General features: G+C 60.3%; 24 protein-coding genes. 23 read left to right on the forward strand and 1 reads right to left on the reverse strand.

What is annotated here, in order from left to right; genetic code table 11:
• Positions 1–85 precede the first annotated feature (85 nt).
• Genes C0V73_RS22575 through C0V73_RS22605 form a run of 7 tightly spaced genes read left to right on the forward strand, consistent with a single transcriptional unit; the run spans position 86 to position 7,429 of the window.
• Entirely contained in the window at positions 86–1,606 is a 1,521-nt protein-coding gene (locus C0V73_RS22575) for a sugar ABC transporter ATP-binding protein (RefSeq protein WP_102022258.1), read from the forward strand.
• A 46-nt stretch (positions 1,607–1,652) separates the two neighbouring features.
• Positions 1,653–2,585: an ABC transporter permease gene (locus C0V73_RS22580; protein ID WP_245408077.1), complete on the forward strand. Its 933-nt coding sequence runs from the start codon at positions 1,653–1,655 to the stop codon at positions 2,583–2,585.
• Positions 2,586–2,622: 37 nt separating this feature from the next.
• A complete protein-coding gene (locus C0V73_RS22585; RefSeq protein ID WP_102022259.1) occupies positions 2,623–4,125 on the forward strand; it encodes an FGGY family carbohydrate kinase in 1,503 nt (500 codons plus the stop codon).
• Complete coding sequence (locus tag C0V73_RS22590) at positions 4,122–4,772, forward strand: HAD family phosphatase (RefSeq protein ID WP_102022260.1); 651 nt, start codon at positions 4,122–4,124, stop codon at positions 4,770–4,772. Before C0V73_RS22585 ends, C0V73_RS22590 begins: the two co-directional genes overlap by 4 nt.
• A 37-nt stretch (positions 4,773–4,809) precedes the next feature.
• Positions 4,810–5,583, forward strand: coding sequence for an SDR family oxidoreductase (locus C0V73_RS22595; RefSeq protein WP_102022261.1), 774 nt, complete (start codon positions 4,810–4,812; stop codon positions 5,581–5,583).
• Entirely contained in the window at positions 5,574–6,665 is a 1,092-nt protein-coding gene (locus C0V73_RS22600; RefSeq protein ID WP_102022262.1) for a glycerol dehydrogenase, read from the forward strand. Before C0V73_RS22595 ends, C0V73_RS22600 begins: the two co-directional genes overlap by 10 nt.
• Before the next feature lie 17 nt (positions 6,666–6,682).
• A complete protein-coding gene (locus tag C0V73_RS22605; protein WP_102022263.1) occupies positions 6,683–7,429 on the forward strand; it encodes an SDR family oxidoreductase in 747 nt (248 codons plus the stop codon).
• A gap of 234 nt (positions 7,430–7,663) precedes the next feature.
• Here the strand turns inward: C0V73_RS22605 and C0V73_RS22610 are convergent, their stop codons facing one another.
• A complete protein-coding gene (locus tag C0V73_RS22610; protein WP_102022264.1) occupies positions 7,664–8,557 on the reverse strand; it encodes a LysR family transcriptional regulator in 894 nt (297 codons plus the stop codon).
• Between the two features lie 143 nt (positions 8,558–8,700).
• On the opposite strand from C0V73_RS22610, the gene C0V73_RS22615 reads away from it, so the two are divergent.
• The 16 genes from C0V73_RS22615 to C0V73_RS22690 all read left to right on the forward strand — a co-directional run.
• Positions 8,701–9,882 (forward strand): MFS transporter, encoded by a 1,182-nt coding sequence (locus C0V73_RS22615; RefSeq protein ID WP_102022265.1) that lies wholly within the window; start codon positions 8,701–8,703, stop codon positions 9,880–9,882.
• A 60-nt stretch (positions 9,883–9,942) separates the two neighbouring features.
• Positions 9,943–10,983, forward strand: coding sequence for an LLM class oxidoreductase (locus C0V73_RS22620; protein ID WP_102022266.1), 1,041 nt, complete (start codon positions 9,943–9,945; stop codon positions 10,981–10,983).
• 14 nt (positions 10,984–10,997) lie between these two features.
• A complete protein-coding gene (locus C0V73_RS22625; protein ID WP_102022267.1) occupies positions 10,998–11,834 on the forward strand; it encodes an aldo/keto reductase in 837 nt (278 codons plus the stop codon).
• Positions 11,835–12,278: 444 nt separating this feature from the next.
• Positions 12,279–13,280, forward strand: coding sequence for a Gfo/Idh/MocA family oxidoreductase (locus tag C0V73_RS22630; RefSeq protein ID WP_102022268.1), 1,002 nt, complete (start codon positions 12,279–12,281; stop codon positions 13,278–13,280).
• Positions 13,277–14,848, forward strand: a complete 1,572-nt coding sequence (locus C0V73_RS22635) for a CoA-transferase (RefSeq protein WP_102022269.1) — start codon at positions 13,277–13,279, stop codon at positions 14,846–14,848. Before C0V73_RS22630 ends, C0V73_RS22635 begins: the two co-directional genes overlap by 4 nt.
• On the forward strand, positions 14,845–15,612 hold the full coding sequence (locus tag C0V73_RS22640) for an enoyl-CoA hydratase/isomerase family protein (RefSeq protein WP_102022270.1): 768 nt from the start codon (positions 14,845–14,847) through the stop codon (positions 15,610–15,612). Before C0V73_RS22635 ends, C0V73_RS22640 begins: the two co-directional genes overlap by 4 nt.
• Before the next feature lie 10 nt (positions 15,613–15,622).
• On the forward strand, positions 15,623–17,137 hold the full coding sequence (locus tag C0V73_RS22645) for an aldehyde dehydrogenase family protein (RefSeq protein ID WP_245408078.1): 1,515 nt from the start codon (positions 15,623–15,625) through the stop codon (positions 17,135–17,137).
• Positions 17,138–17,181: 44 nt separating this feature from the next.
• Positions 17,182–18,435, forward strand: coding sequence for an ABC transporter substrate-binding protein (locus C0V73_RS22650; RefSeq protein WP_102022272.1), 1,254 nt, complete (start codon positions 17,182–17,184; stop codon positions 18,433–18,435).
• Between the two features lie 104 nt (positions 18,436–18,539).
• Entirely contained in the window at positions 18,540–19,433 is an 894-nt protein-coding gene (locus tag C0V73_RS22655; RefSeq protein WP_102022273.1) for a sugar ABC transporter permease, read from the forward strand.
• Positions 19,433–20,311 carry a carbohydrate ABC transporter permease gene (locus tag C0V73_RS22660; protein ID WP_102022274.1) on the forward strand — a complete coding sequence of 293 codons (879 nt, stop codon included), beginning with the start codon at positions 19,433–19,435 and terminating at the stop codon, positions 20,309–20,311. Before C0V73_RS22655 ends, C0V73_RS22660 begins: the two co-directional genes overlap by 1 nt.
• Before the next feature lie 4 nt (positions 20,312–20,315).
• Positions 20,316–21,428 (forward strand): sn-glycerol-3-phosphate ABC transporter ATP-binding protein UgpC, encoded by a 1,113-nt coding sequence (ugpC, locus tag C0V73_RS22665; RefSeq protein WP_102022275.1) that lies wholly within the window; start codon positions 20,316–20,318, stop codon positions 21,426–21,428.
• A complete protein-coding gene (locus C0V73_RS22670; RefSeq protein ID WP_102022276.1) occupies positions 21,425–22,924 on the forward strand; it encodes a GMC family oxidoreductase in 1,500 nt (499 codons plus the stop codon). Before ugpC ends, C0V73_RS22670 begins: the two co-directional genes overlap by 4 nt.
• Positions 22,921–23,679 (forward strand): 3-ketoacyl-ACP reductase, encoded by a 759-nt coding sequence (locus C0V73_RS22675; protein WP_102022277.1) that lies wholly within the window; start codon positions 22,921–22,923, stop codon positions 23,677–23,679. Before C0V73_RS22670 ends, C0V73_RS22675 begins: the two co-directional genes overlap by 4 nt.
• Before the next feature lie 9 nt (positions 23,680–23,688).
• Positions 23,689–25,281 carry a GMC family oxidoreductase N-terminal domain-containing protein gene (locus tag C0V73_RS22680; protein ID WP_102022278.1) on the forward strand — a complete coding sequence of 531 codons (1,593 nt, stop codon included), beginning with the start codon at positions 23,689–23,691 and terminating at the stop codon, positions 25,279–25,281.
• Positions 25,278–25,607, forward strand: coding sequence for a Dabb family protein (locus C0V73_RS22685; RefSeq protein ID WP_102022279.1), 330 nt, complete (start codon positions 25,278–25,280; stop codon positions 25,605–25,607). Before C0V73_RS22680 ends, C0V73_RS22685 begins: the two co-directional genes overlap by 4 nt.
• Positions 25,604–26,582, forward strand: a 979-nt coding sequence (locus C0V73_RS22690) for a DUF993 family protein (protein WP_102022280.1), incomplete at its 3' end; no start/stop codon positions are given. The genes C0V73_RS22685 and C0V73_RS22690, both read left to right, overlap by 4 nt.

Below are 26,582 nucleotides of genomic sequence, written 5' to 3' on the forward strand. Positions count from 1 at the left end.
GGCCGGGCCCCTGAAGACCTTTATGTCCGGCATTCTTGCATCCGATCGATGCGCCGGTCACGGCAGGGACATGATCGGAAGAGCCATGGAATATCATGTACAATTGAGCGGCATCCACAAGTCCTTCGGTGGCGTGCATGCGCTCCAGGGGGTGGAGTTCGCTTTGATGCCGGGCGAAGTGCATGCCCTTCTCGGTGAGAATGGTGCCGGCAAGTCAACGCTGATGCGCGTCCTGGGCGGTGAGTACGTGCCTGATGCTGGGATCGTGAAAGTTGGCGGCGCGCAGCAGCAGTTCCGCAGCCCCATCGATGCGATCGATAAAGGCATCGCAATTATCCATCAGGAGATGGCACTGGCGACGGATCTGACCGTGGCGGAAAACATTTTTCTCGCAGAGCTACCGACAGCTATCTCATGGCGGGATCTCCGCCGTCGCGCGAAAGATCTCATCACGAGCCTGGGCTTTGATATTTCACCATCCGCCATTGTCGGCGATCTCTCCGTCGCGCACCAGCAGGTGGTCGAGATTGCCAAGGCGCTCTCACGCAACGCAAGCGTCATGGTCTTCGACGAACCAACGGCGGTTTTGTCGGTTCGCGATGCGGAAAGACTTCTCGATATCATCCGAACTCTGCGTGGTCGCGGTGTCGGGATCATCTACATCTCTCATCGGCTGGACGAGGTGTTTCGGATCGCGGATCGCATCACCGTTATGAAGGACGGTGCTACGGTCGCGAGCGTTCAGCGAAGCGAAGTCGAGATCGATGATGTCATACGCATGATGGTCGGGCGTCCCCTGAAGGCGCTGTTCGGTGAGGATGTGGACCGCCAGCCTGGATCGGAAATTCTTCGGGTCGAAAATCTCTCCGATGGTAGACGGATAAGGGGTGTTTCGCTTGATGTGCGTGCCGGCGAGATCGTTGGCCTCGGCGGACTTGTCGGGGCAGGTCGTACGGAGTTGGTGCGAATGATCTTTGGCGCTGAAAAAGCGCATTCTGGCGCCATAATCATTAAGGGCAAGAAGCGGAAGATCAACACGCCGCGTGACGCGGTCAAGGCAGGGATTGGCCTCGTCCCGGAAAGCCGCAAAGAACAAGGGCTGATTCTCGACTTTCCGATCCGGGTCAACGCCACCATGTCCAAGCTCCGTCCTCTGGTGAACTCCTTCGGGTTTATGCGCCGGCGAAAGGAGCAGGAAACGGTCAAGGCGCTGGCGTCCCGGTTACGCATAAAGGCTGGAAGCCTGGATGATCCGGCTAGCAGTCTCTCCGGCGGCAATCAGCAGAAGGTCGTGCTGGCGAAATGGTTTCATGCCGACGGTGATCTGATGATCTTCGACGAGCCAACGCGTGGTGTCGATGTTGGCGCAAAGACGGAGATCTATTCCCTCATCAAGTCCCTCGCCGCTGAGGGCCGAGCAGTCCTCGTCATATCATCAGAACACCTCGAACTGTTTGGGCTCTGCGACCGCATCCTGGTGATGCGCGAGGGCGAAGTGACGGGGTCGCTTTGGCCTGCCGACTATACCGAAGAAAAACTGCTGAAGCTCGCAATGGTTCAGGCCGATCCCCTGACAGAAGCCGCAGCCACAAACCGAGTGGGTTAAAGAAGTGACAGACCTAACCGAAACCGCCCGATCCCGTTCGCTTGACATCAGCAGCCTGCTTCACCGGTATGGCACGGTCGCGATCCTGATTGCCCTGCTCATCGTCGCAACGTCGATGTCCAACGTGTTTCTGACCGAGCGCAACATCATCAACGTGCTGCGCCAGAGCGCCGGCACGAGCTTGATGGCAGTTGGCATGCTCTTTGTCATCCTGACGCGAGGTATCGATCTCTCGGTCGGCTCGATCGCGGCACTCGGAAGCGTGCTCTCAGCGATTTTGATTGAGCAGTATGGAACTGGGCTCTCCGTCGCGGGTGCCCTGCTTGCGGGTGCCACCTGCGGACTGATCTCAGGTCTTCTTATTGCCTTGCTGAAGCTGCCGCCTTTCGTCACAACGCTTGCCATGATGACGGTTGCCCGCGGCCTGTCGCTGATCGTCTCGACCGGAAAACCGATCCAGATGGGCGATGCAGGTGCGCTGGTGACCGCTTTTGGTTCTGGCTCCATTGCTGGCATACCATTTCCAGTCGTTTTGATGGCCATCGTCTTCTTGATCGCAGGCGTCGTGCTCAACTACACCCGCTTTGGCAGGCTCGTGAAAGCCATCGGCTCAAATGTCGAGGCCGTTCGCCTATCGGGCATTCCCGTGGCGTTCTATACGACTGCGGTCTATGTGATTTCTGGCGTCCTGGCCGCCGCGGCCGGCATTGTTTCCAGCAGCCGGACGGGTATAGGCTCGGCAAACATCGGAGTTGGCGCCGAGCTGGACGCCATCGCCGCCGTGGTAATCGGTGGCGCGAGCCTGATGGGTGGCCGTGGAGGGGCCTTCAACACCTTCATCGGCGTCATTGTGCTCGGCATCATCGCAAACATGATGAACCTCGCCCGTGTCCCCGGCTACCACCAGCAAGTCTTCATGGGTTGCATCATCGTCGGCGCGATGCTTCTGCAATACGCCTCGAACTGGTTCCGCAAGTAACCTTGATCGCGGCAAATTGCCAAGGACGCGTTAGCACATGAATGATGACCTCTTCCTTGCTGTCGACGTTGGCACCGGCAGCGTTCGTGCGGCCCTTATCGATACGGTTGGACGAATTCTCGCCGTCGTCGCCCGGGAGCATGAGCAAATCGTGCCGCGTTTCGGGTGGTCCGACCAGCGTCCCGAGGATTGGTGGACAGGTGTTGCTGCGGCTATAAGACAGGTGCTGCAGGACGTGGACGGTGCGGCACACCGTGTCAGTGCCGTCGCCGCCTGCGGGCAGATGCATGGAACGGTGCTGGTCGATGACAAAGGGCGGCTGGTCCGCGAAACAGCACCACTCTGGAATGACAAGCGCACGGTCGAGTATGTACTGCGATTTGAGCGCGCACATCCACCATCTAGTTATCTTGCGGACTGCGCCAATCCTGCCGCACCCGCTTGGCCGGGGTTCAAGCTGCAATGGCTACGCGACAACGATCGCGAGGCTTGGGATCGTACCGCGGCCGTTATCATGCCCAAGGATTACATTAACCTGAAGCTGACCGGCGAAATCGCTATGGACCGGACCGATGGCGGTGCGAGCTTCCTCATGGATCCGGAAAGTGGCGAATGGTCGAGACGCATGGCGGATCTCCTGGGCCTCGACAGAACAAAGCTAGCGCCGCTGAGAAACCCGACTGAAATACTGGGTCGAGTGACCGATGAGGCGGCTCGTGAGACAGGCCTTGCCGCCGGCACGCCGGTTCTGGTGGGAGGTGCGGATTACCCAGTGGCTTTGCTAGGCTCTGGTGTCTGCCAACCCGGCGTCGGCTCGGAGGTCATGGGCACGTCCGCCATCATCACGGCCATCGCCGAAAAACCCCTCCTTGATCCTTCTGTCTGCAACGTCGGCACGGTCGAGGGCAACTGGGGCGCCTTCATGCTTCTCGAATCCGGTGGCGACGCGATGCGCTGGGCAAGGCGGGTCTTCCACGAAAAGAAGGCAAGCTACGAGGAGATTGTTGCCACCGCTGGCAAAGCGCCTGCCGGATCGGACCGTATGTTCTTCATGCCTTATCTCACTGGCGAAAGGCTCGGCGAACACCGCAACGCGCGTGCTCAGTATTTTGGCATTGGTGCTCAACATGGGCTGGCACATATGCATCGTGCAGTTCTTGAGGGTGTGGCTTTTGCCACCAAGCGACACATCAACATCCTAGATGCCATTTCGGGAGAGCCGCTGAAGCGGATCGTTGCCTCCGGCGGCGGCGCAAAAACGGAGCTTTGGATGAAGATCAAGGCAAGTGTCTACGATCTTCCAATCCTTGTTCCCCGTGAGCCAGAATGCGGCTTGATCGGCTGTGCGATAATGGCGGCTGCCGCGATCGGACATCATTCCAGCGTGGGCAAGGCTGCGGAAGCCTATGTCCGCTATGACAGGGAGGTGCTTCCCGTCCCGGAATGGGTTGAAATCTACCGGCCCATGCAGGCGTTTTTCGAGAAGCTCTATCAGCACAGCCAGTCGCTGTATGATGACCTCGACCGGTTGCCGCAATGATCATCCGTGCAGTTCTCTTTGACATGGATGGCACGCTGATTGACAGCGAGGGCATGCATTATGACGCGACTGAAGCGGTACTGCTTGCTGCAGGCGTTACGGCACCACCAGGTCTTTCGGTCCAGATGACCGGCATGTCCGGTTTCGATTGCCATGCTCTCCTGGTCCGCCAGACGGGTCTCGCCCTGACCTATGAGAGTTACGTGGCTGCCAAATATGGAGCATTTCTGAAGACGGCACAGGGGCTCGCCTTGAGGCGTGGCGCAGGTGACGTGCTCTGTTGGCTTGAGAGGCAGGGGCTTCCCTTCGCTGTGGTGTCCAATTCAGACCGCATGTTGATGGATGCGAGCCTAAACGCCGTCGGTCTGACGAAGCCGGGCCTGATCACGGTCTCGCGCAACGATGTGCGCGAGGGGAAGCCTGCGCCGGAGTCTTATCTCAGGGCAGCCTACCTTATGGGGGCCGCTCCTGATGAGTGCCTGGTCGTCGAGGATAGCTATCTGGGGGCTTTGGCAGGCGTGGCCGCTGGCATGCGGGTTATGGGTTGGCCGGAACCCCACCGACAGGACATCAGATTTCCGGAGGGTGTCGCGCTTTGCGACCCAGATGATCTCGTGTCCACGCTGCAGACGCTGATCATATCCTAACTTCAATAGGTTTCTCTCGTCCCGAGGAGGATGGCACATGTATCTCGAAAAGTTCAAACTTGATGGCAAGATCGCCGTGGTCACCGGAGCGGCGCGAGGCATTGGCCTTGCCGTAGTTGAAGCGTTGGCGGAGGCCGGTGCGACGGTCGTGCTGACCGACATGAACCCCGAGCTGTTGAATGCGGCCGTCGATGGCTTGAAGGCCAAAGGTTATCCAGTCGAAGGCGAATTGCTAGACGTGACCGACGTAAAGGGCGTTGATGCAGTCCGCGATCGGGTCTTGTCTCGCCATGACCGCGTCGACATTCTTGTCAATAACGCCGGGATTGCCATCAGCAACCACCCCGCTGAGGATATGGCGGATGACGTATGGAACAAGGTGATAGACGTCAACCTGAACGGCGTCTTCTGGTGCTGCCGCGCCTTCGGCAAGTCCATGCTCGAACAGGGCGGGGGATCCATCGTCAATGTGGGCTCCATGTCAGGCTTCGTTGTCAATCGACCGCAGGAGCAGGCGAACTACAACGCCTCCAAAGCGGCCGTGCACCATCTGACGCGCTCGCTGGCAGCGGAATGGGGGGCGCGAGGCGTGCGCGTCAACTCCGTCGCACCGACCTACATCGACACTGAAATGAACAAGTACGTCTACGATGACCCTGAAATGTACCGGCACTGGGTGGGCGGCACCCCGATGAACCGGTTGGGTCGCACGGATGAGGTGGCATCTGTAATACTGTTCCTTGCAAGCGAGGCTTCGAGCCTCATGACCGGCTCCATCGTGCTCGCTGATGGGGGCTATGTATGCTGGTGAATTCCCAATCCCCCGGACTGTTGAGGGGCGCTCGTTTTCCAGGTCGGTACGTGCAGGGGCCCGGTGCGATCTCGCGGCTTGGCGAGGAAGCTAAGTCTCTTGGCGACAGGGCGGTGGTCCTGCTCGATCGTGGCATCCACAATCTTCTTCTGGCCGATGTGGAGGCAGCCCTTCAAGGGCATGTAACAGCGGAGATCTGGCAACACGGAGGCGAATGCTCAGAAAGAGAAATCGCCCTGCTGGTCGAAAGGGCCAAGGGGGTCGGTGCCGAACTTTTAATTGGAGCCGGTGGCGGCAAAGCCCTGGATACGGCAAAGGCAGCGGCGCGTGATCTGTCGTTGCCGGTCATAATCGTGCCGACGATTGCCGCCTCCGATGCGCCCTGCAGCGCACTCGCCGTTATCTACAATGATGATGGCTCGGTTGCTTATGACGCGTTCCTACCGAGCAATCCGGATCTGGTGCTTGTCGATACCGCTCTAATCGCCAAGGCGCCGGCCCGCTTTCTGGCTGCAGGCATTGGTGATGCGCTCGCCACATGGTACGAAGCCGAGAGTTGTCGCCAAAGCGGGGCCGTCAACTGCATGCGTATGCCGGGCCTTAGTGTGGCCTTTGAGATCGCGCGCTATTGTCGCGATACAATCTTTGAGTACGGTGCGGCGGCGCTCGCTGAATGCGATGCGGATGCGGCGGGGCCGGCCTTGGAGCGGGTAGTCGAGGCCAACATCTTGCTTTCTGGAATCGGTTTCGAGTCCGGTGGCGTGGCTGCAGCACATGCCATTCATCATGGCCTTTGCGAGCTCGAGGACGTTCATCATAACCTGCATGGCGAGAAGGTGGCAATCGGTGTGCTTGCGGGTCTCAAGCTGTATGGGAAAAGTGAAGAGTTCGAGCGCGTGCGAGAGTTCTGCCGATCGGTACGCCTTCCGACGCGGCTAGCTGATATCGGTATTTCGGAAGTGACCGAAGAAAAACTTTCGACAGTCGCCATGCGCGCGTGCCGACCTGGCGAAATCATCCACAACGAACCGATGGTGGTGAGTGAAGACATGGTCATCACTGCTCTCAAAACCTTGATCTAAGCGGGAGGATTCGACTGATGTCCGATAGCAATGCTTTTGCGCCTGGCTACATGATGAACAAGAAGGTCGTTGTCTCTGGCGGGACGAGTGGCATTGGCCTCGCCATTGCTCGGGGTTTTGCAGAGGCGGGCGCAGAAGTCACAGCGACCGGAAGCTCCACCGCCCGCCTGTCCGCCGCAGAACAAGAAGCTTCGGCCAAGCTGCGGTTCCAGAAGCTCGATGTCCGCGACGGAGAGGCAGTTCAAGACTTCTTTGCGAGCCTTAGCAGCCTGCATGTACTCGTTAACTGTCAGGGCGTGGCAAGGCCAGACGAGGAATGGGAGGAAGACACTTTCCTCGATGTTATGGATATCAACCTCAACAGTGTGATGCGTCTCTCCCGGGAGGCGTTTCCTCTCCTTAGAGCGGAGGGCGGCACCATCATCAACGTTGCATCCATGCTAAGCTACCTCGCGGACGAGTCGGTCCCCTCGTATACGGCTAGCAAAACGGGCATCGTCGGGCTCACCCGCGCACTGGCGCACAAGTATGGACGGGCCGGGGTGCGGGTCAATGCTGTCGCACCGGGCTATCACCGGACCGATATGACTAAGGCGCTCTGGTCGGTTCCTGACAGTGAGAAAAGGGTTGCAGGACGTTCCGCCTTAAAGCGTTGGGGAGAGGCACAAGATCTGGTGGGGCCGGCGCTGTTCCTCGCGTCGCCTGCCGCTGCTTTCGTTACCGGCATAACATTGCCGGTCGATGGCGGCTACCACACTGGTTGATCCGGACACTACGGCTCCCAAAGTACACCATTGACAAGGTAACGGCGCTTTGCGCTAGGCTCTATCATTCCATAATGGGACAGGCATTTTTTGTGTGTTGAAGGCGACAGATGACGCAAAAAACGCGGTGCTGAATGATTTTGTTCGGTTCCGCTGGGTGATAGCTTCTTGCGGGGATTAGGGTAGTTCCGCCAGCAGTCGAGACGTCCTGACGTTCGAGCACGTGAACGTAGCTCAGACATGCTCCACCAGAAAATCCAAGAACGCTCGAACGCGGGCTGCCAGGTGATCATGACCTGCAAATACTGCATGGATCTGTTCAGTGTCATCAGGATTGTATTCTTCCAGTACCGGGATCAGCGTGCCCGCCTGAATGTCCGGCTCCACATGAAACCTGCCGATCCGAGCGAGGCCTAAACCTGAAAGGCACAGGCTTCGTATCGCCCAGCCGCTGTTGACCGCAGCGTCTCCACTCACGGGCAGACGATAGATGTCGCTAGAGCGGGAATCTCGAAACGGCCACTCGTTTAGACTCCGCCGAAAATTGAATGTGAGACAATTATGGTCCACTAGCTCGGCGGGTGTCTGAGGAACCCCATGGATCCCCAAATACGCTGGCGAGGCGACGATTACGCGGCGGCTTTCAAGCAGTTTTCTTGCTCTCAGTGAAGAGTCGTCAAGCAGGCCTGAGCGTATGGCCACATCCGTACGTTCTTCAATCAAGGCAATGACACCATCAGTCAGTGAAACATCAAGTTGAACCTCTGGATATCGCTCCAGGAATCGAGGCACCAACGGCAATAGGTACCTTTCGCCGAAGCCAAGGGATGAGTTCACCCGCAAGAGGCCGCGAGGGAGAACTTTGCCTCCTGATGTTACAATCGTCTCCAGCTCGAGAATATCGTCAAGAATACGTCTCGCTTTTTCAAGATAGAGCTCGCCCTCCGAAGTTAGGGCCATAGCCCGTGTCGATCTGACAATCAGCCTAGTACCAAGCCGATGCTCCAGGCGGCTGATTACCTTACTTACCGCAGAGGGCGACAGCCCAAGCCGCCTGCCGGCAGCCGAAAAATTGCCGGTCTCTGTTGCTGTCACAAAGACTTCGATCTCCCCTACGCGATTATCCATGATCCATCCTGTGAAACCAATTCATCAAAGCTTATCCATTTATGATGGTTATCGTTCAAGCCCTCTTCAATCATACTCCGTGTCGGTAAACCCCTAGGACTCTTGTCCATAGATAACTGCATCTCACGATCTGAGAGGATCCCATGCCATTAGCAATTTTTGCACTGACTATCGCTGCATATGCGATAGGAACAACAGAGTTCGTGATTGTCGGGCTTCTGCCCACGGTTGCTACCGATCTCAACATTACCCTGCCACTCGCCGGTCTTATCGTGAGCGTTTATGCGCTTGGCGTTACATTTGGCGCGCCAATCTTGACCGCACTGACAGGCAAGATAGAGCGTAAGCCTCTTCTGCTTGGCCTAATGGTGCTGTTCATCCTCGGAAACACCATCGCTGCCCTTTCGCCAGGCTACGAGATACTTCTCATTGCACGCGTGATAGCCGCGTTCGCTCATGGGGTGTTCTTCAGCGTTGGCGCGACGATCGCTGCTGACCTTGTGCCTGAGAACCGCCGTGCCTCTGCCATTGCCATGATGTTTATGGGACTCACCGTGGCGATCGTCACAGGTGTTCCGATCGGCACCTACATCGGTCAGATTTTCGGCTGGCGTGCGACCTTCTGGGTCGTGGCTGCGCTCGGCGTCATTGCCCTTCTTGCTATTGCGCTTCTTCTGCCCAACACTCTCAAGAAGGCGCCGCCAGCGAGCATCCTCGACCAGGTCCGGGTGCTTGGGTCCGGCCGTCTACTGCTTGTCTTTGCTATGACGGCACTTGGCTACGGTGGTACTTTCGTTGCCTTTACGTTCCTTGCGCCAATCCTTCAGGACGTCACGGGGTTCTCTGAGTCCAGCGTCAGCCTAATCCTTGTGCTTTACGGTATTGCGATTGCCGCCGGTAACATCGGCGGTGGCAAGATCGCCAACCATAATCCTGTTAGGGGGTTGATTGGACTCTTTCTGGCACAGGCCGTTGTACTGTTGGTGTTTTCGTTCACCGCCGTCTCTCCGGTTCTCACTCTTGTCACGTTGGCGGCGCTAGGCTTCCTCTCCTTCGCTAACGTGCCTGGCTTGCAGCTTTATGTCGTGCAATTGGCCAAGGAACATCGCCCCGGAGCGGTGGACGTGGCCTCCGCACTTAACATTGCTGCATTCAATCTCGGCATTGCTATCGGTGCTTGGCTTGGTGGTCTCGTTGTCGACTCGCCGCTGGGTCTTGTTTCTACACCGTGGGTCGGCGCAATCCTGGTCGCTTTCGCCCTGCTGCTGACCATCTGGAGCGCTGCGCTTGACCGTCGTGCGGCTCCATCGCTCAAGGCCGCCTGATGAAGACAGGCCCGGTGCCGAATGCACCGGGCCTGATCGACCTTAAATTGGAGCATTCTCATGTCCTTGGCATTAAGTTCTTCGATGTCCCCACAAAAGCCGGACGCCCTCGATCTCATCCGCAAGCCCCATGGTGGCCTCACCCTCGGTATAGAGCTGCCCCTTGACAATGATTGGGCACCTGCGCGTGAATTGGAGCGTGTGAGACAAGGCCGCCCCTTTGGTGTCCCTGATCTCACCCATCATCCCGATCTTGTCCGACAGGTTGATCGCTCAGGCTTTTCCGCCGTCTGGATGCGTGATGTACCTGTTTTTGACCCCAATGGTTTCGGCGATGCCGGTTCCGTCTACGATCCCTTCGTCAATCTGGGCTTCTTGGCTGGGATCACTCAAAACGTGGCGCTTGGTACCGCAGCGATTGTCTTGCCCTTGCGTCATCCTATGATGGTCGCGAAGGCGGTCGCCTCCGTTGACCAGCTATCTGGCGGGCGTCTCATTCTCGGTGTGGCCTCCGGTGACCGTCCGGTAGAATACCCCCTGCTCGGACTAGACTTCGAACAGCGTGGGGACGCGTTTCGCAATGCTGTCAGCTATCTGCGCGACGCCTGGAAAACTGGAGGGCTTCCCATCGGCGTCGGACGCATCGAGCCAAGCCTCGACTTGCTTCCTAAACCTTTGCAAGCTGCCATACCCATGGTCATTGCTGGTCGGGGCCGCCAGTCGCCGGATTGGATCTCAGCCAACATGCAAGGGCGTTTTGTTTATCCAAACGGCCTTGAGCGACTGAATGCCCAGGCTCGGGATTGGACTGCCGCTCGGATGTCTCTTGGTCTTGATCGTGGTGCCTTTATCAGCGCTTTCCACCTCGAACTATCCGACAATCCGGATGAAGAGCTTGCGCCGCGCCGTTTCGGCGCTCGCGTGGGCCGCAATGCATTTATTGATCACCTGCATGCGCTAGAGAACGCGGGCGTTGACCACTTGGCGCTTCTTCTTCGTCCTTCAACTCGACCCTTGGCCGAAGTGATCGATGAGCTAGCAAGTGATGTGCTTCCCGCACTTCGTGCACATTCACCCGCTGCAAAGACCGCAGCAGAATAACATAGGACAAACTAATGCACACTGTAACTGCGAACGGGTCCATCATTCCGGCGCTCGGGTTCGGCACCTTCCGCATGTCTGGCGCCGACGTGCTGCGGATCGTTCCGCATGCCCTGAAACTCGGCTTTCGCCATGTCGATACCGCTCAGATCTACGGCAATGAGGCTGAAGTCGGTGATGCGATTGCGGCTTCCGGCGTGCCCCGCAGCGATATCTTTCTGACTACCAAGGTATGGGTGGAAAACTACGCGCATGAGGCGTTCTTGACCTCGGTTGAACAGAGCCTCAGGAAGCTGAAGACTGATTATGTCGATTTGTTGCTACTGCACTGGCCGAGCGACATTGTCTCACTCGCCGAGCAGGTTGAAGCGCTGAACGAAGTCAAGGATGCTGGTAAGGTTCGCCATATCGGCGTCTCCAATTTCAACACGACGCTGATGACTGAGGCGGTCAGCCTTTCCAACGCGCCGCTCGTCACCAACCAGATCGAATATCATCCCTATCTCGATCAGACTGTGGTGATAGAGACTGCCATGAGCGCCGGCATGTCCGTGACCGGCTACTATGGTATGGCCGATGGCAAAGTTTTCACCGATCCGATCTTGCAGGACATCGCCGCAAGCCATCGCAAGTCAGTGGCGCAGGTGGTACTTCGCTGGCTAGTGCAACAGCAGGGGATTGTCGCTCTGTCAAAGACAATCGCGGAGGCGCGTGTCGCCGAGAACATCGCAATCTTTGACTTTGCACTTTCAGCCGATGAAATGGCCACTATCCATGGTCTCTCAAATCCCAACGGCCGTATTGTTTCACCGCATGGACTCGCACCTGTCTGGGACAATGCGACACGGTGAATTCAAAAGAAAGAGTGGCGTATGCTCCTCTTTCATTAGCTAGCTACATTCATGCTGCAAAGGGATTCCTAGTTCGGGCTGCCGCGGCTACTGTGCTGGATCGTCGGTCCATACTGGGCAACGAACTTTAAATAAGGCGCCGAGGGAGTGAAGTGTGGCGCACAGTCTGTTCCCACCTTCAGAAAGGGTCGCGCGTCGCTGAGGGTCATGCAGGCAAAGATTGTAGTCCTGGTGTCAGACCCAGTTCCATACCAAGTTTTGCGGCAAAGTTGCACGGTGCACGATACCCGTTAAGGTAACCCCTACCTGAATCCTTATCCATGAAACAGCCGCGATACGTCCGCTTTTGTCGGGAGACAAAATCTAGTTGACAGAAAAATTGGATCGTTCCATAACAATTGGAACGATCTAAATCTTAGTCGTATTATCTGAAGGAGATGGAAAATGCGGTGGGCCCTGATCGGAGCCAGCACGATTGCGCGTCAGTATATGGTCGGCGCGATCCGCGCCCAGCAAGGCGAGATTGTCAACGTCTTGAGCGGATCGGGTGAGCGTGCCCGGGCGTTTGCAGTCGAGCACCATATCCCGCGATCAGGCACTGACCTGGACGAGCTTCTGGCCGACCCCACAATCGACGCTGTGTACATCTCGACCACCAATGAAAAGCATCTGCCGCAGGCGCTCGCCGCCATAAAGGCCGGGAAGCATGTGCTCTGCGAGAAGCCTCTGGCGCTTAACCTTGAGGATGCGGCTGCGATGGTCCGCGCCGCCGAAGAAGCCGGGCTCGTCTTCGCCACCAATCACCATCTGCGTTGCTCCGGCAGTCACCGTGCCGTGCGCGCACTCATCGCCTCTGGTCGCATCGGTCGCGTACTTTCCTTACGTCTCCACCACGCTGTGTTTCTGCCGCCGCATCTTCAGGGATGGCGGATCAATGCGCCGGATGCGGGTGGTGGGGTCATTCCCGACATCACCGTCCACGACGCCGATGTCGCGCGTTTCCTTCTCGGTGAAGATCCGGTTTCGGTTGTGGCGCAGATGAAAAGTTCTGGGCTGGGCAAGGGCGTCGAGGATTCCGCCATGTCCGTCTGGGCCATGCCCTCGGGCGCGATGGTGATGAGCCATGAGAGCTTCACCCATCCCTTTGCCGGCTCTGGTCTTGAGGTCCACGGTACGGACGGATCGATCTTCGCCCGGGATGTCATGACGCAGAACCCGATCGGTTCGATTGAGCTGGTCACCGCTTCCGGACGCGAGGTGATCGGCTTTGACCACCATGATCTTTACGCAGAGGGCGTTCGGCGTTTCCAGGCCGCCGTGGCCGGTGATGGTGAGCCGGCAGCAACCGGTTTCGATGGCGTCAAGTCGCTCGCAGTGGCGCTTGCCGTGCGTGATGCTGCCGCGCGCGGGGTTCGGGTCGACGTGAATTACGGAGGTGTCCGTTGAGCAAGCTTGTTGCCGCCGCAGAGGCCGTCTCGCGCATCCCCGATGGCGCCGTCGTCACGGTATCATCGTCATCAGCGCTCGGTTGCCCGGATTTCGTCCTGGCCGCCCTCGGTTGCCGCTTCGAAACGGAAGGCCATCCACGCAATCTCACCATGCTGCATCCGATTGCCGCCGGCGACATGTACGGCGTCAAGGGCATCGACCATATCGCGAAGGACGGCCTGATCCGCCGTGTGCTTGCCGGCTCCTATCCGTCTGGTCCGTCGAGCTTGCCGATGCCCGAGATCTGGAAGATGGTCGTCGAAGACAGGGTCGAGGCCTACAATGTGCCTTCCGGCATCATGTTCGACATGCACCGTGAAGCGGCTGCCCGGCGTCCCGGCGTGCTGACCCGCATCGGCCTCGAAACCTTCGTCGATCCGGTCCGCGAAGGCTGTGCGATGAATGACAGCGCATCATGCCATCCCATCGTCAGTCGCGTCGATTTCGCCGGCGAAACCTGGCTGCACTTTCCGAACATCTATCCGGATGTCTGCATTCTAAGAGCCACAACAGCCGACGAGCGCGGCAATCTCACCTATGAGCACGAGGGCGCCTATCTCGGCGGGCTCGAACAGGCGATCGCGACGCGCAACAATGGCGGCCTCGTCATTGCCCAGGTGAGCCGCATGACGGCGGCCGGAAGCCTTCGTCCGCATGACGTGCGCGTGCCCGGTCATCTCGTCGACCTCGTGGTCCTTGATCCCGAGCAGAAACAGACCTGCGAGACACCCTATGATCCGGCGATCTCCGGCCAGATCATGCGGCCCTGGTCGAGCTTCAAGCTGGCCGAACATGGCGTTGAGAAGGTGATCGCCAGACGGGCGGCTCTTGAACTGAAAGCCGGCATGACGGCCAATCTCGGCTTCGGCATCAGCGCGCAGGTGCCGCGTATCCTGCTGGAGGAGGGGCATCCCGAGGCAGTCACCTGGGCGATCGAACAGGGCGCCGTTGGTGGCATGCCGCTCACCGATTTCGCCTTCGGCTGTGCCTCGAATGCCGACGCCTTCGTGCCGTCACCGCAGCAGTTCATTTATTTCCAGGGCGGTGGCTTCGACGTCTCCTTCCTCTCCTTCCTGGAGGTGGACGTCGAGGGCAATGTCAATGTCTCGAAGCTCGGCAAGAAACCCTATCTGACAGCAGGCTGCGGCGGCTTTGTCGATATCACCGCCCATGCCAGGAAGATCGTTTTCTCCGGATGGTTCGAGGCCGGTGCGGCAGTCGAACTGACCGAAGGCGGCATCCATGTCCGCAGTCCCGGCAAGTTCACCAAGATGGTCGACAAGGTCGAGCATGTGACGTTCTCCGGCAGAAGAGCCCGCGAGCAGGGGCAGGACGTGCTCTACATTACCGAGCGCTGCGTGATGCGCCTAACAGAGAGCGGCCTCGTGGCCACCGAAATCATGCCAGGCATCGAACCTGAACGGGACATAGTCGCTGCCTCGCAAGGGCGGGTGAAGATAGCGTCGGATGCCAAGGTCATCTCGACATCGCTGCTATCAAAGGATCCGATGGGGTGGGCGCCATGAGTGCCGTTCAGCTCCATATCGCCGATGGCATTGCCGAGATCCGGCTGGACAACCCGGCGAAACTCAATGCCTTCACGGTCGAGATGCTGGAGCAACTCTCCGGTCATCTCGACCGGCTGGAGCGGATGAATGATGTTCGCTGCGTGATCGTCACGGCGGAAGGCGAGCGCGCCTTTTGTGCCGGGGCCGATATCAATGCCTGGGGTGATCTAACGCCTGCCCAATTTGGTCGCCACTGGGTGCGCGATGGGCACCGGATCTTTGATCGGCTGGCGCGGCTGTCGAAACCCGTGATTGCGGCCATGGCAGGCCATGCCTTTGGTGGCGGTCTGGAATTGGCTGCCGCCTGCGATGTCAGGGTCATGGCACCATCCGCCACGATCGCGCTTCCGGAAGCCCATGTTGGCGTCGTGCCCGGCTGGTCGGGCACGCAGCGCCTGGCGCGGCTGCTGCCGGAGCCGATCCTGAAGGAGATGGCCGTGTTCGGACGGCGGATCTCCGCCGAGCGCGCCCATGCTTCTGGCTTCGTGGCAGAGATCTCGGCCACCCCGGTCGAGACGGCCAGAAGCCTGGCTCAGTCGGTTCTTGGCCTGTCGCCGCGCGCCGTCGAAGTGGCGAAATTCATGATCCATGCGGGGCGGGGCGAGGATCGCGATGCCATGATCGAAGCGTTGGGCAGCGCCGCAATTGCCGCCAGTGCCGATCGCGACGAAGGTGTCGCCGCCTTCAGGGCGAAACGCAAACCCGCATTTTCGGGAGAATGACATGAACGATATGACCATGACCTCAGCCGTCGCCCATCCGCTGCCAAAGGCGCCTTTCGCAGGGCGGCACTTGATCGACGGCATCTGGCAGGACAATGCCGGTGGCGCGACCTTCGACAGGGTGTCGCCCTCCCATGGCATCGTCGTCAGCCGTTCCGCACGCGGTGGCGCGGCGGAGACGGAAGCTGCGATTGCCGCCGCCCGACGGGCCTTCGACCTGGGCACATGGAGCCGTGCGACCGGCAAGGACCGCTCGATGTTCCTGCTCAAAGTCGCCGATCTCATCGAGGCCAATGTCGAGCGCATGGCGCTTCTCGAAACGCTGGAAAGCGGCAAGCCGATTTCCCAGGCCCGGGGTGAAGTTTCCGGCGCCGCCGACCTCTGGCGCTATGCGGCAGCGCTTGCTCGCACGCTGCATGGCGACAGCCACAATTCGCTTGGCGAGGACATGCTGGCCGTGGTGTTGAAGCAGCCGATCGGCGTCGTCTCCATCATCACGCCCTGGAATTTCCCCTTCTGGATTCTCAGTCAGAAGCTGCCTTTTGCGCTTGCGGCTGGCTGCACCTGCGTGATCAAGCCCTCGGAAATGACGCCGTCGACCACAGTGATGCTCGGCGAACTGCTGATCGAGGCGGGGTTGCCCGCCGGTGTGGTTAACATCGTCCTCGGTTTCGGCCAGCCGGTTGGCACGCTGATGGCGGAACATCCCCATGTCGATATGGTGAGCTTCACCGGTTCTACCGCCGTCGGCAAGGCGATCAGTGCGGCAGCGTCCAAGACGCTGAAGAAGGTCGCGCTCGAACTGGGTGGCAAGAACCCGCAGGTCGTCTTCCCGGACGCCGATCTGGACGCAGCCGCCGATGCGATCACCTTCGGCGTCTATTTCAATGCCGGCGAATGCTGCAATTCCGGCAGCCGCATCATCGTGCATGAGGACATCGCGGAAGCCCTGGTCGAAAAGGTCGTGACGCTCTCCCGCAAGGTCGCCTTCGGCGATCCGCTCAATCCCGACACCCAGGTCGGCGCGATCATTTCTGAGGCTCATCAGCAGAAGATCGCCGCTTATGTTCGTGATGCGGTGGCGTCGGGCGCGAAGCTTGCCCTCGGCGGCGAAGCGGTCCGCCATCCGGGCCTGCCCGGTGATTTCTTCGCGCCGACGGTCGTGACGAATGTCCGCCCTGATATGCCGATTGCCCGGGAGGAGGTCTTTGGCCCGGTGCTTGCTGTCCTCACCTTCAAGACGCTGGAAGAGGCCATCTCCCTCGTCAATGACGCGTCCTACGGTCTGTCCGCGGGCGTCTGGAGCGAGAATGTGCACACTTGCCTCGCCTTCGCGCGCCGCGCTGAAGCTGGCACCGTCTGGACCAACACCTGGATGGATGGCTTCCCGGAAGTCGCCTTTGGCGGCTTCAAGCAGAGCGGCCAGGGCCGCGAGAATGGCCGCTACGGCCTCGATGAATTCCTGGAGATCAAATCCGTCGTGATGCGCATCGGCAAGACCAGGCCGAACTGGGTACGCGACTGACTTCCGGAACGATTGAAAGCAACGCATCAAACAGGAGGAATAACATGCGTAGCCTTTTCAAGACCATGCTGATTACCGGTACCATGCTGGCGGGCACCGCCGGCATCTCTCATGCCACCGACGTCGAGGTGCTCCACTGGTGGACCTCGGGCGGTGAAGCCGCAGCGCTCAACGTTCTGAAGGAGGATCTGAACGCCAAGGGCATCGGCTGGGTCGATATGCCGGTCGCCGGTGGCGGCGGGGAGGCCGCCATGACCGCACTGCGCGCCCGCGTCACCGCAGGCGACCCGCCGACGGCCGTCCAGATGCTCGGCTTCGATATTCTCGACTGGGCGGAGCAGGGCGCGCTTGGCAATCTCGACGAAGTTGCTGCTGCCGAAGGCTGGGACAAGGTCGTGCCGGAAGCGCTGCAGAAGTTTTCGAAGTATGACGGTCGCTGGATAGCAGCGCCCGTCAACGTCCACTCGACCAACTGGGTCTGGATCAACAAGGCAGCCCTTGATGCAGCCGGCGGCAAGGCACCCGAGAGCTGGGACGAGCTCGTCGCCGTTCTCGACAAGATGAAGGCAAACGGCATCACGCCGCTCGCCCATGGTGGTCAGCCCTGGCAGGACGCGACCGTCTTCGATGGCGTCGTTCTATCCAAGGGGAACGACTTCTATAAGAAGGCCTTCATCGATCTCGACGAAGCCACACTCACTGGCCCCGATATGGCCGATGCCTTCGATCGCCTGATCAAGCTGCGCAGCTATGCCGACGACAACTTCTCCGGTCGCGACTGGAACCTGGCCTCGGCCATGGTCATCGAAGGCAAGGCCGGCATGCAGATGATGGGTGACTGGGCCAAGGGCGAATTCCTGAAGGCCGGCAAGAAGCCGGGCGAAGACTTCGTCTGCATCCGCTTCCCCGGAACGCAGGGGTCCGTGACGTTCAACTCGGACCAGTTCGCGATGTTCAACGTTTCGGGCGATGACAAGGTCAAGGCGCAGATGGCCATGGCCTCTGCCATCGAAAGCCCGAAATTCCAGTCGGCCTTCAACGTCGTCAAGGGATCGGTTCCGGCCCGCACCGACGTGCCGGACACGGACTTCGACGATTGCGGCAAGAAGGGCATGAAGGACCTCGCAGAGGCAAGTTCTGCCGGTTCGCTGTTCGGCTCCATGGCCCATGGCCATGCAGCACCTGCTGCCGTGAAGAACGCCGTCTATGACGTCGTGACCAAGGCCTTCAATGGTGGCTTCAAGGATGGTGCAGAGGCCGCCAAGGCGCTCGGCGAAGCGGTCGCCGCCGCAAAGTAACCTCCCCGTCGCGAGTGGCCTCCTCGTCGCTCGCGACCCCTCCGACGCCGTCTGCCAGGTGAAAGGCGGCGTCGGTCTATCCAGACCGTACCAGGAGAAACCTCATGACAAGCTCGACCCGGGCTGACTTGCGCACGCGCATACAGGATTGGCTGCCGAAGGTGGTGTTGGCACCCTCCTTTGCTGTCACTCTCCTGTTTGTCTACGGCTTCATCCTGTTCACCGTGTTCCTATCGTTTACCGGCTCCAAGATGTTGCCGGTCTACAATTTCGTCGGCTTCACCAATTACAGCCGGCTCTGGGCGCAGGAAAACTGGCATATCGCGATCAGCAATATCGCGATCTTTGCCAGCCTCTACATCGTCATCTGCACCGCACTCGGCCTGATGCTCGCGATCTTCCTTGATCAGAAGATAAGGGGCGAGGGGCTGCTGCGTCCCATCTATCTCTATCCGATGGCGCTGTCTTTCATCGTCACGGGCACGGCCTGGAAGTGGTTCCTCGATCCGGGCATCGGTCTGGAGCGCATCATGCGGCTTTGGGGATGGGAGAGCTTCTCCTTCACCTGGATCAAGGACAATGACATGGCTGTTTACACCATCGTCATTGCGGCGGTCTGGCAGACCAGCGGCTTTGTCATGGCGATGTTTTTGGCGGGCTTGCGCGGGATCGACAACGAGATCCTGAAGGCCGCCCAGATCGACGGCGCCTCGAGCTTCCAGCTTTATCGCCGGATCGTCATCCCGATGCTGCGGCCGGCCTTCCTCTCGGCCTTCGTCATCCTCAGTCACCTCGCGATCAAGTCCTATGACCTTGTCATCGCGCTGACGGGCGGTGGTCCAGGGCGTGCTACCGAGATGCCGGCGACCTTCATGTATTCCTACACCTTCACCCGCAACCAGATGGGCGTCGGTTCCGCCTCGGCGGTAATCATGCTGATGACCATCGCGGCCATCATGGTTCCCTATCTCTATGCCGAACTGAAGGAGAAGAACTGATGTCTGCCGTCAGTCAGGACACCGCCGTCAGGACCGGTCGCGTCACCCGCGCCTTCATCTATCTGGTGCTTCTCCTCTTCGCGCTCTTCTATTTGCTGCCGCTCTATGTGATGGGTATCAACTCGCTGAAGCCGCTGCCGGAAATCACCGGCGGCAACATGATGGCGCTGCCGCAAACCTGGACGCTGGACGCCTGGCGCTCCGCCTGGTCGACTGCCCAGATTGGCGTGTCGCCGACCGGTCTGAAACCTTATTTCCTGAATTCCATCCTGATGGTCGTGCCCGCCGTCGCCATCTCGACGATCCTCGGCGCGCTGAACGGTTACGTGCTGACGAAATGGCGTTTCCGCGGCGACACCATCGTCTTCGGTCTGATGCTGTTTTCCTGCTTCATCCCGTTCCAGATCGTGCTGATCCCCATGGCACTGGTGCTTGGCAAACTCGGGCTCGCCGGTTCGGTTCCGGGGCTGGTGCTGGTCCATGTGGTCTACGGTATCGGCTTTACCACGCTCTACTACCGCAACTACTACGCCACCTTCCCGACCGAACTGGTCAAGGCGGCACAGATCGACGGCGCCGGTTTCTTCCGCATCTTCTGGCGCATCCTGCTGCCGGTCTCCGGCCCGATCACCGTCGTCTCCGTCATCTGGCAGTTCACCAATATCTGGAATGACTTCCTGTTCGGTGTCTCCTTCGGCGGCACGAGCCAGCCGATGACGGCGGCGCTCAACAACCTCGTTCAGTCCTCCACGGGGGTGAAGGAATACAATGTCCACTTTGCGGGCGCGATCATCGCCGCCCTTCCCACCCTTCTCGTTTACGTCGTCGCCGGGCGCTATTTCGTGCGCGGACTGATGGCCGGTTCAGTCAAAGGATAAGATAATGGGCTTTCTCGACATCCGGAACGTCACCAAGTCCTACGGGCAGTTGGAAGTTCTGCACCGTGTCGACATCTCGGTGGAGGAGGGCGAATTCCTGGTTCTCGTCGGCCCCTCCGGCTGCGGCAAGTCGACCCTGCTCGGCATGATCGCCGGCCTGGAGGGCATCTCCTCCGGCGAGATCGCAATCAAGGATCGTGTCATCAACGGGGTCCATCCGTCGAAGCGCAACATTGCCATGGTCTTCCAGTCCTACGCGCTCTACCCGAACATGACCGTCGGCCAGAACATCACTTTCGGCCTCGAGATGCACGGCGTGCCGAAGCCGGAGCGTGACAAGGCATTGCTCGACGTCGCCAAGCTGCTGCAGATCGATCATCTCACCGACCGCAAGCCGGGCCAGCTGTCCGGTGGCCAGCGCCAGCGTGTCGCCATGGGCCGTGCCCTGGTGCGCGATCCCGACGTCTTCCTCTTCGATGAGCCGTTGTCGAACCTCGACGCCAAGCTCCGCGTCGACATGCGCACCGAGATCAAGAAGCTGCATGCCAAGCTCAAGCGCACCATCGTCTACGTCACCCACGACCAGATCGAGGCGATGACGCTATCCACCCGGATCGCCGTCATGAACAAGGGTTACATCCAGCAGCTCGGCACACCTAAGGAGATCTATGACACCCCGGCCAATGTCTTCGTCGCCACCTTCATGGGAAGCCCGGCGATGAATGTCGTGCCGGCGCGTGTCGTCCTTCGTGATGGTATGCCGCATGCCGAAGTCGTGCTTGGGGATGGGTCCAAGAGCCTGCTCGCCTTTAGCCAGCCGAGCCTTGCCGGCTGGGACGGACGGGAGATCCTGCTCGGGATCCGCCCGGAGGCGATCACAGACCCTGATGGCGCAGACCGCAAATCGCAGAACATCGTCGGCCTGAAAAACCGGGTGATCGTCACCGAGCCCGCAGGCTCCGACACATTCGTCACTATGAGCCTTGGGGGCAAGGACGTGATCGCGCGTATGCGGGCCGACGTCGATATATCAGGCGGTGACGACTTCGAATTCGCGGTCAACATGGAAAAGGCCGTGGCCTTCGACCCCAAGACGGAAGAACGCATCCGGCCATGAGCGACGCAGACGTCATCATCATCGGTTCGGGCATGGGGGGCGCAACGCTCGCGGCTCGTCTTGCGCCAACAGGTCGACGCATCCTGATCGTCGAGAAGGGCGAAAGGCTCAAGCCTTCCTCTGCCGATCGGGACGCGGATGCCATTTTCGGCAAGGCGCATTTCAGGCCGAAGGAAGAATGGCTGGACGGCGACGGCCGGCCATTCAACCCCGGCAACTACTACAATGTCGGCGGCAATTCGAAATTCTACGGCGCTGTGCTGCTGCGCTATCGCCGCGAGGATTTTTCGCCCCTGCACCACATGGGCGGAACGACGCCCGGCTGGCCGATCGGTTACGACAGTCTGGAGCCCTGGTATCAGCAGGCTGAACACCTGTTCGAAGTCCGGGGAACACTGGGCGAGGACCCGACCGAGCCAGTGCATTCCGGAACCTATGATCAAAAGCCCGTGCCGGACGAGCCCGCGATCGCCGATTTGCGCCGTCGCCTGAAATCTGTCGGGCTTCACCCGGCCTCCCTGCCGCTCGGTGTCGACATCGACACATGGCTCGCCCATGGGAAAACGACCTGGGACGCCTTCCCGGATACCTGCGGCGGCAAAAAGGATGCGGAGACGGTGAGCCTCGCCGTAGCGCTTCGTCATCCCAATGTGTCGCTGGTGACAGGATGCGAAGTGACGCGCCTTCTGGCAGGCGAGGGCGGAAAGGTCACCGGTGTCGAGGTGCTGAACCAAGGTAAGACAAAGATACTGAGCGCACCCCTCGTGGTTCTCGCCGCCGGTGCCGTCCGAAGCGCTGCCATCCTGCTGTCCTCGGCAGATGAGCGGCATCCGCAGGGTGTGGCAAACCGCTCCGACCAGGTCGGCCGCAACTTCATGAACCACAATTGTTCGGCGGTGCTGGCGCTCCACCCCTTCCGGCGCAATCCGTCGGTCTACCAGAAGACCCTGCTGATCAACGACTTCTACCTGACGGGCGGGCCGAGTGGTGAGCCGCTCGGCAATATCCAGCTGCTCGGCAAGATCACCGGCCCGATCCTCGCTGCAAGCTCGCCGCTGCCACGACCGCTCGCCCATTGGATCGCCGATCGCTCGGTTGATCTCTATGCGATGTCCGAGGATCTGCCCAATCCGGAAAGCCGCGTGACCGTCAGGAACGGCCGGATCATGCTCGACTGGAAGCGGTCGAACTGGGAGGCACATCTCGCCCTCGTCGACAGGCTGAAAACGCTGCTGCGAAAAGCTGGCTACCCGGTCGTGCTCTCGCGCCCCTTCGACCGTCGCACGCCCTCGCATCAGTGTGGCACGGCGCGCATGGGGTCCGATCCGGCAAAGAGCGTGGTCGACAGTTTCGGGCGCAGCCACGATCATCGCAATCTCTTCATCGTCGACGCGTCGATCCTGCCAACCTCGGCCGCGGTCAACCCGGCCCTGACGATCGCAGCGCTCGCCCTGCGGTCGGGCCAGCACATCATCGAAACGGAGTTCAAGCAGTGAGCAAGCTCGCACTGATTACGGGAGGCCAACAGGGCATCGGCCTCGGCATCGCCCGCGAACTGGTCGGCGCCGGCTATAAGCTCGCGCTGGCGTCGAGGTCCGAGGAAGATGCTCCACAGGTAGAGGCGGCGCTCGTCGAACTGGGCGATGCCGCCATCTATGTTCGCCACGACCTGCAGGATATCGACAACGTCGCCTCGGTTCTTGACCAAGTCGAAGCCCGTCTCGGTCCCGTCACCACCTTTGTCTCCAATGCCGGCGTTCCCGCCAAGGTGCGCGGCGACATGCTCGCTTTGACGCCCGACAGCTTCGATTTCGTTCTGGGTGTCAATCTGCGCGGTGCCTTCTTCCTCGCTCAGGAGGTCGCCCGGCGTATGCTGGCAACCCCGTCGGACACTTACCGCTCGATCGTTTTCGTGACCTCTGTCAGTGCCAGCATGGCCTCGATCGAGCGGGCGGAATACTGCATCTCCAAGGCCGGTGCCGGCATGATGGCGGAGCTCTTTGCGCTGCGCCTAGCGCCGCATGGCATTGGCGTTTTCGAGCTGAGACCCGGCATCATCGAGACCGAAATGACGGCGGGCGTGAAGGACAAATACACCGCGCGGATCGAAGGTGGGCTTGTTCCGGCGCAGCGCTGGGGCCAGCCGGTCGATATCGGCAGCGTGGTCGTGCCGCTTGCGGAAGGGCGTTTTGCCTTCGCCAATGGGGCAGTCATTCCGGTCGATGGCGGCCTGTCGCTCGCGCGGCTCTAGGAGATTTTCATGCGGCAAGCTTTTGATTTCATCATCGTCGGTGGCGGTTCGGCGGGCTCGGTGCTTGCGGCCCGGCTGTCGGAAAATCCGGATTTCAACGTGCTCCTGCTCGAAGCGGGTGGCCGCGACTGGCATCCCTTCTACCATCTGCCGGCAGGCTTCGCGAAGATGACCAAGGGCATCGGCAGCTGGGGTTGGAGCACCGTGCCTCAGCGGCACATGAACAACATGGTGATCCGCTACACCCAGGCGAAGGTCATCGGCGGCGGTTCCAGCATCAACGCGCAGATCTACACGCGTGGCAATGCGCTCGACTATGACGACTGGCGCCAGATGGGCTGTGAAGGCTGGTCCTACGAGGATGTCCTTCCTTACTTCCGCAAGGCCGAGGACAATGACAGCTTCGACAACCGCTATCACGGCAAGGGCGGTCCGCTCGGCGTCAGCAAGCCATCAGCACCCCTGCCGATCTGCGAGGCCTATTTCAAGGCGGCAGCCGAACTCGGCATTCCCTTCAACGGCGACATGACCGGCGAGACGCAGGATGGCGTCGGATACTACCAGCTGACCCAGCGCAATGTCCGCCGCTCCTCGGCGTCGATCGCCTATCTCAACCCCGCGCGCAGGCGCCCCAACCTCACCATCCGCACGGATGCGCAGGTGCTGAGGCTCGTGGTCGAGAACGGGCGCTCTGTTGGCGTCGAGCTCGCCGGTGAAGGCGTGATCAGGGCCGAACGCGAGGTGCTGCTCTCATCGGGTGCGATCGGCAGCCCGCGCCTCCTGATGCTGTCGGGCATCGGTCCTGCCGACCATCTCGCCTCTGTCGGTGTGCCCGTTGTTTTCGACCAGCCCCGCGTCGGCTCCAACCTGCAGGACCACCTCGATCTCTTCGTCATCGCTGAATGCACCGGGCCGCATACCTATGACCGCTTCGCCAAGCCGCATCTCTCGGTGCTGGCCGGCTTGCAATATCTTCTGACGAAGAGCGGCCCTGTCGCCTCAAGCCTCTTCGAGACCGGCGGCTTCTGGTACGCCGATCCGGAGGCTCGCTCTCCCGACATCCAGTTCCATCTCGGCCTCGGCTCCGGCATCGAGGCCGGTGTAGCCGCCATGCCGAACGGCGGCGTGACGCTGAATTCCGCCTATCTCAGACCCCGCTCGCGGGGCACCGTCCGGCTCGGCTCGGCTGATCCGCTCGCGGCCCCCTTGATCGATCCTAACTACTGGGAAGATCCCTACGATCGCGAAATGTCGATCCGGGGTCTGAAGACCGCAAGAGACATCATGCGTCAGGATGCCCTTAAGCCCTACGTCCTGGCCGAGCGCCTTCCTGGGCCGGACGTGCAGACGGACCAGGACTATTTCGACTATGCCTGCCGCCATTCGAAAACTGACCACCATCCCGCCGGCACCTGCCGTATGGGCTCGGACCCTGAGGCCGTCGTCGATCCACGTCTGCGCTTCAACGGTATTGAAGGCCTGCGCGTCATCGACGCCTCGATCATGCCGACCGTGGTCTCGTCCAACACCAATGCGCCGACGATCATGATTGCCGAAAAGGCAGCCGACATGATCAAGGCCGATTACGGAGCCACGTCATGATCCGCCACATCGTGCTCATCCGTTTCCAGCCGACGGTTTCGCCCGCCGTTATCGACGACCTCTTCGCCGAACTGCATCAGATCGAAGGCAAGGTGCCGGGCCTCAAGTCGATCACCTCTGGCCGCAGCGAAAGCCCGGAGCGCATCGAACGCGGCTATCTGCACGGCTTCGTCGCCGATTTCGCCGACTGGGAAGCCCTGGAAACCTATCAGATCCACCCGGATCACAAGCGCTTCGGCGCCCGTCTGGTTGCCCATGCCCAGGGTGGTCTCGACGGCATCCTCGTCTTCGACCTCCCCGTCCAAACTCAGGGATCTCCTACATGATTGCCTTGCCCACCGCCGATGGCCGTATCGAAGACTATCGCCTGACAGGAACGCCGCTGACACCGCGCGCTCCGACCCGTCCGCTGACCCGCACCGCCTTTGCCGCCGCCCATGTCGTCTCCGATCCGCTGCGCGAACGCAATCCCTGGGACACGCGGCCTGCGGTCGATTGGGATGGCACGCTTGCCTTCCGCACTTCGCTCTGGGATCAGGGCCTTGGTCTCGCCGAAGCCATGGACACGGCCCAGCGCGGCATGGGGGTCGACTGGCCGACGGCGCTTGAACTCATCCAACGGACTATGGTGGCCGCCAAGGCGCATCCGATGAAGCCGCGCGTCGCCTGCGGTGCTGGCACCGACCATGTGGCGCTCGCAGACCTCACCACCGCAGACAAGATCGCAGCCGCCTATCAGACGCAGGCGGAAGCGATCGAGTCCGCCGGCGGGCAGTTGATCCTGATGGCCTCTCGCGCCTTCCCCGCGATAGGAGCGGGGCCCGATGTCTACCGCTCCGTCTATCGCAAGCTGATCGATGGCGCGCGCGAGCCTGTCATCCTGCACTGGCTGGGAGACATGTTCGATCCGGCGCTGAAGGGTTACTGGGGCAGCGAGGATGTCGCTGAAGCCAGCGACTTCGTGCTCGACCTGATCGGTGAAAACCCGGGCAAGGTCGACGGCATCAAGATCTCGCTGCTCGACCAGGCGCATGAAGAGGCGTTTCGCGCCCGCCTGCCGGAGGGTGTTCGTCTCTACACGGGCGACGACTTCAACTATGCCGACCTGATCGCCGGCGATGGGAAACACTATTCCCATGCGCTGCTCGGCATCTTCGCCGCCATCGCACCGGCGGCCTCGCAGGCGCTCGACGCTCTGGCGGCAGGGGACCTCGACACCTATCACCGACTGCTGAAACCGACGGTACCGCTCAGCCGCGAAATCTTCCGCGCCCCAACAAGGTTCTACAAGGCAGGCATCG

Source organism: Rhizobium sp. TH135, assembly GCF_002855515.1.
GTDB lineage: Bacteria > Pseudomonadota > Alphaproteobacteria > Rhizobiales > Rhizobiaceae > Allorhizobium.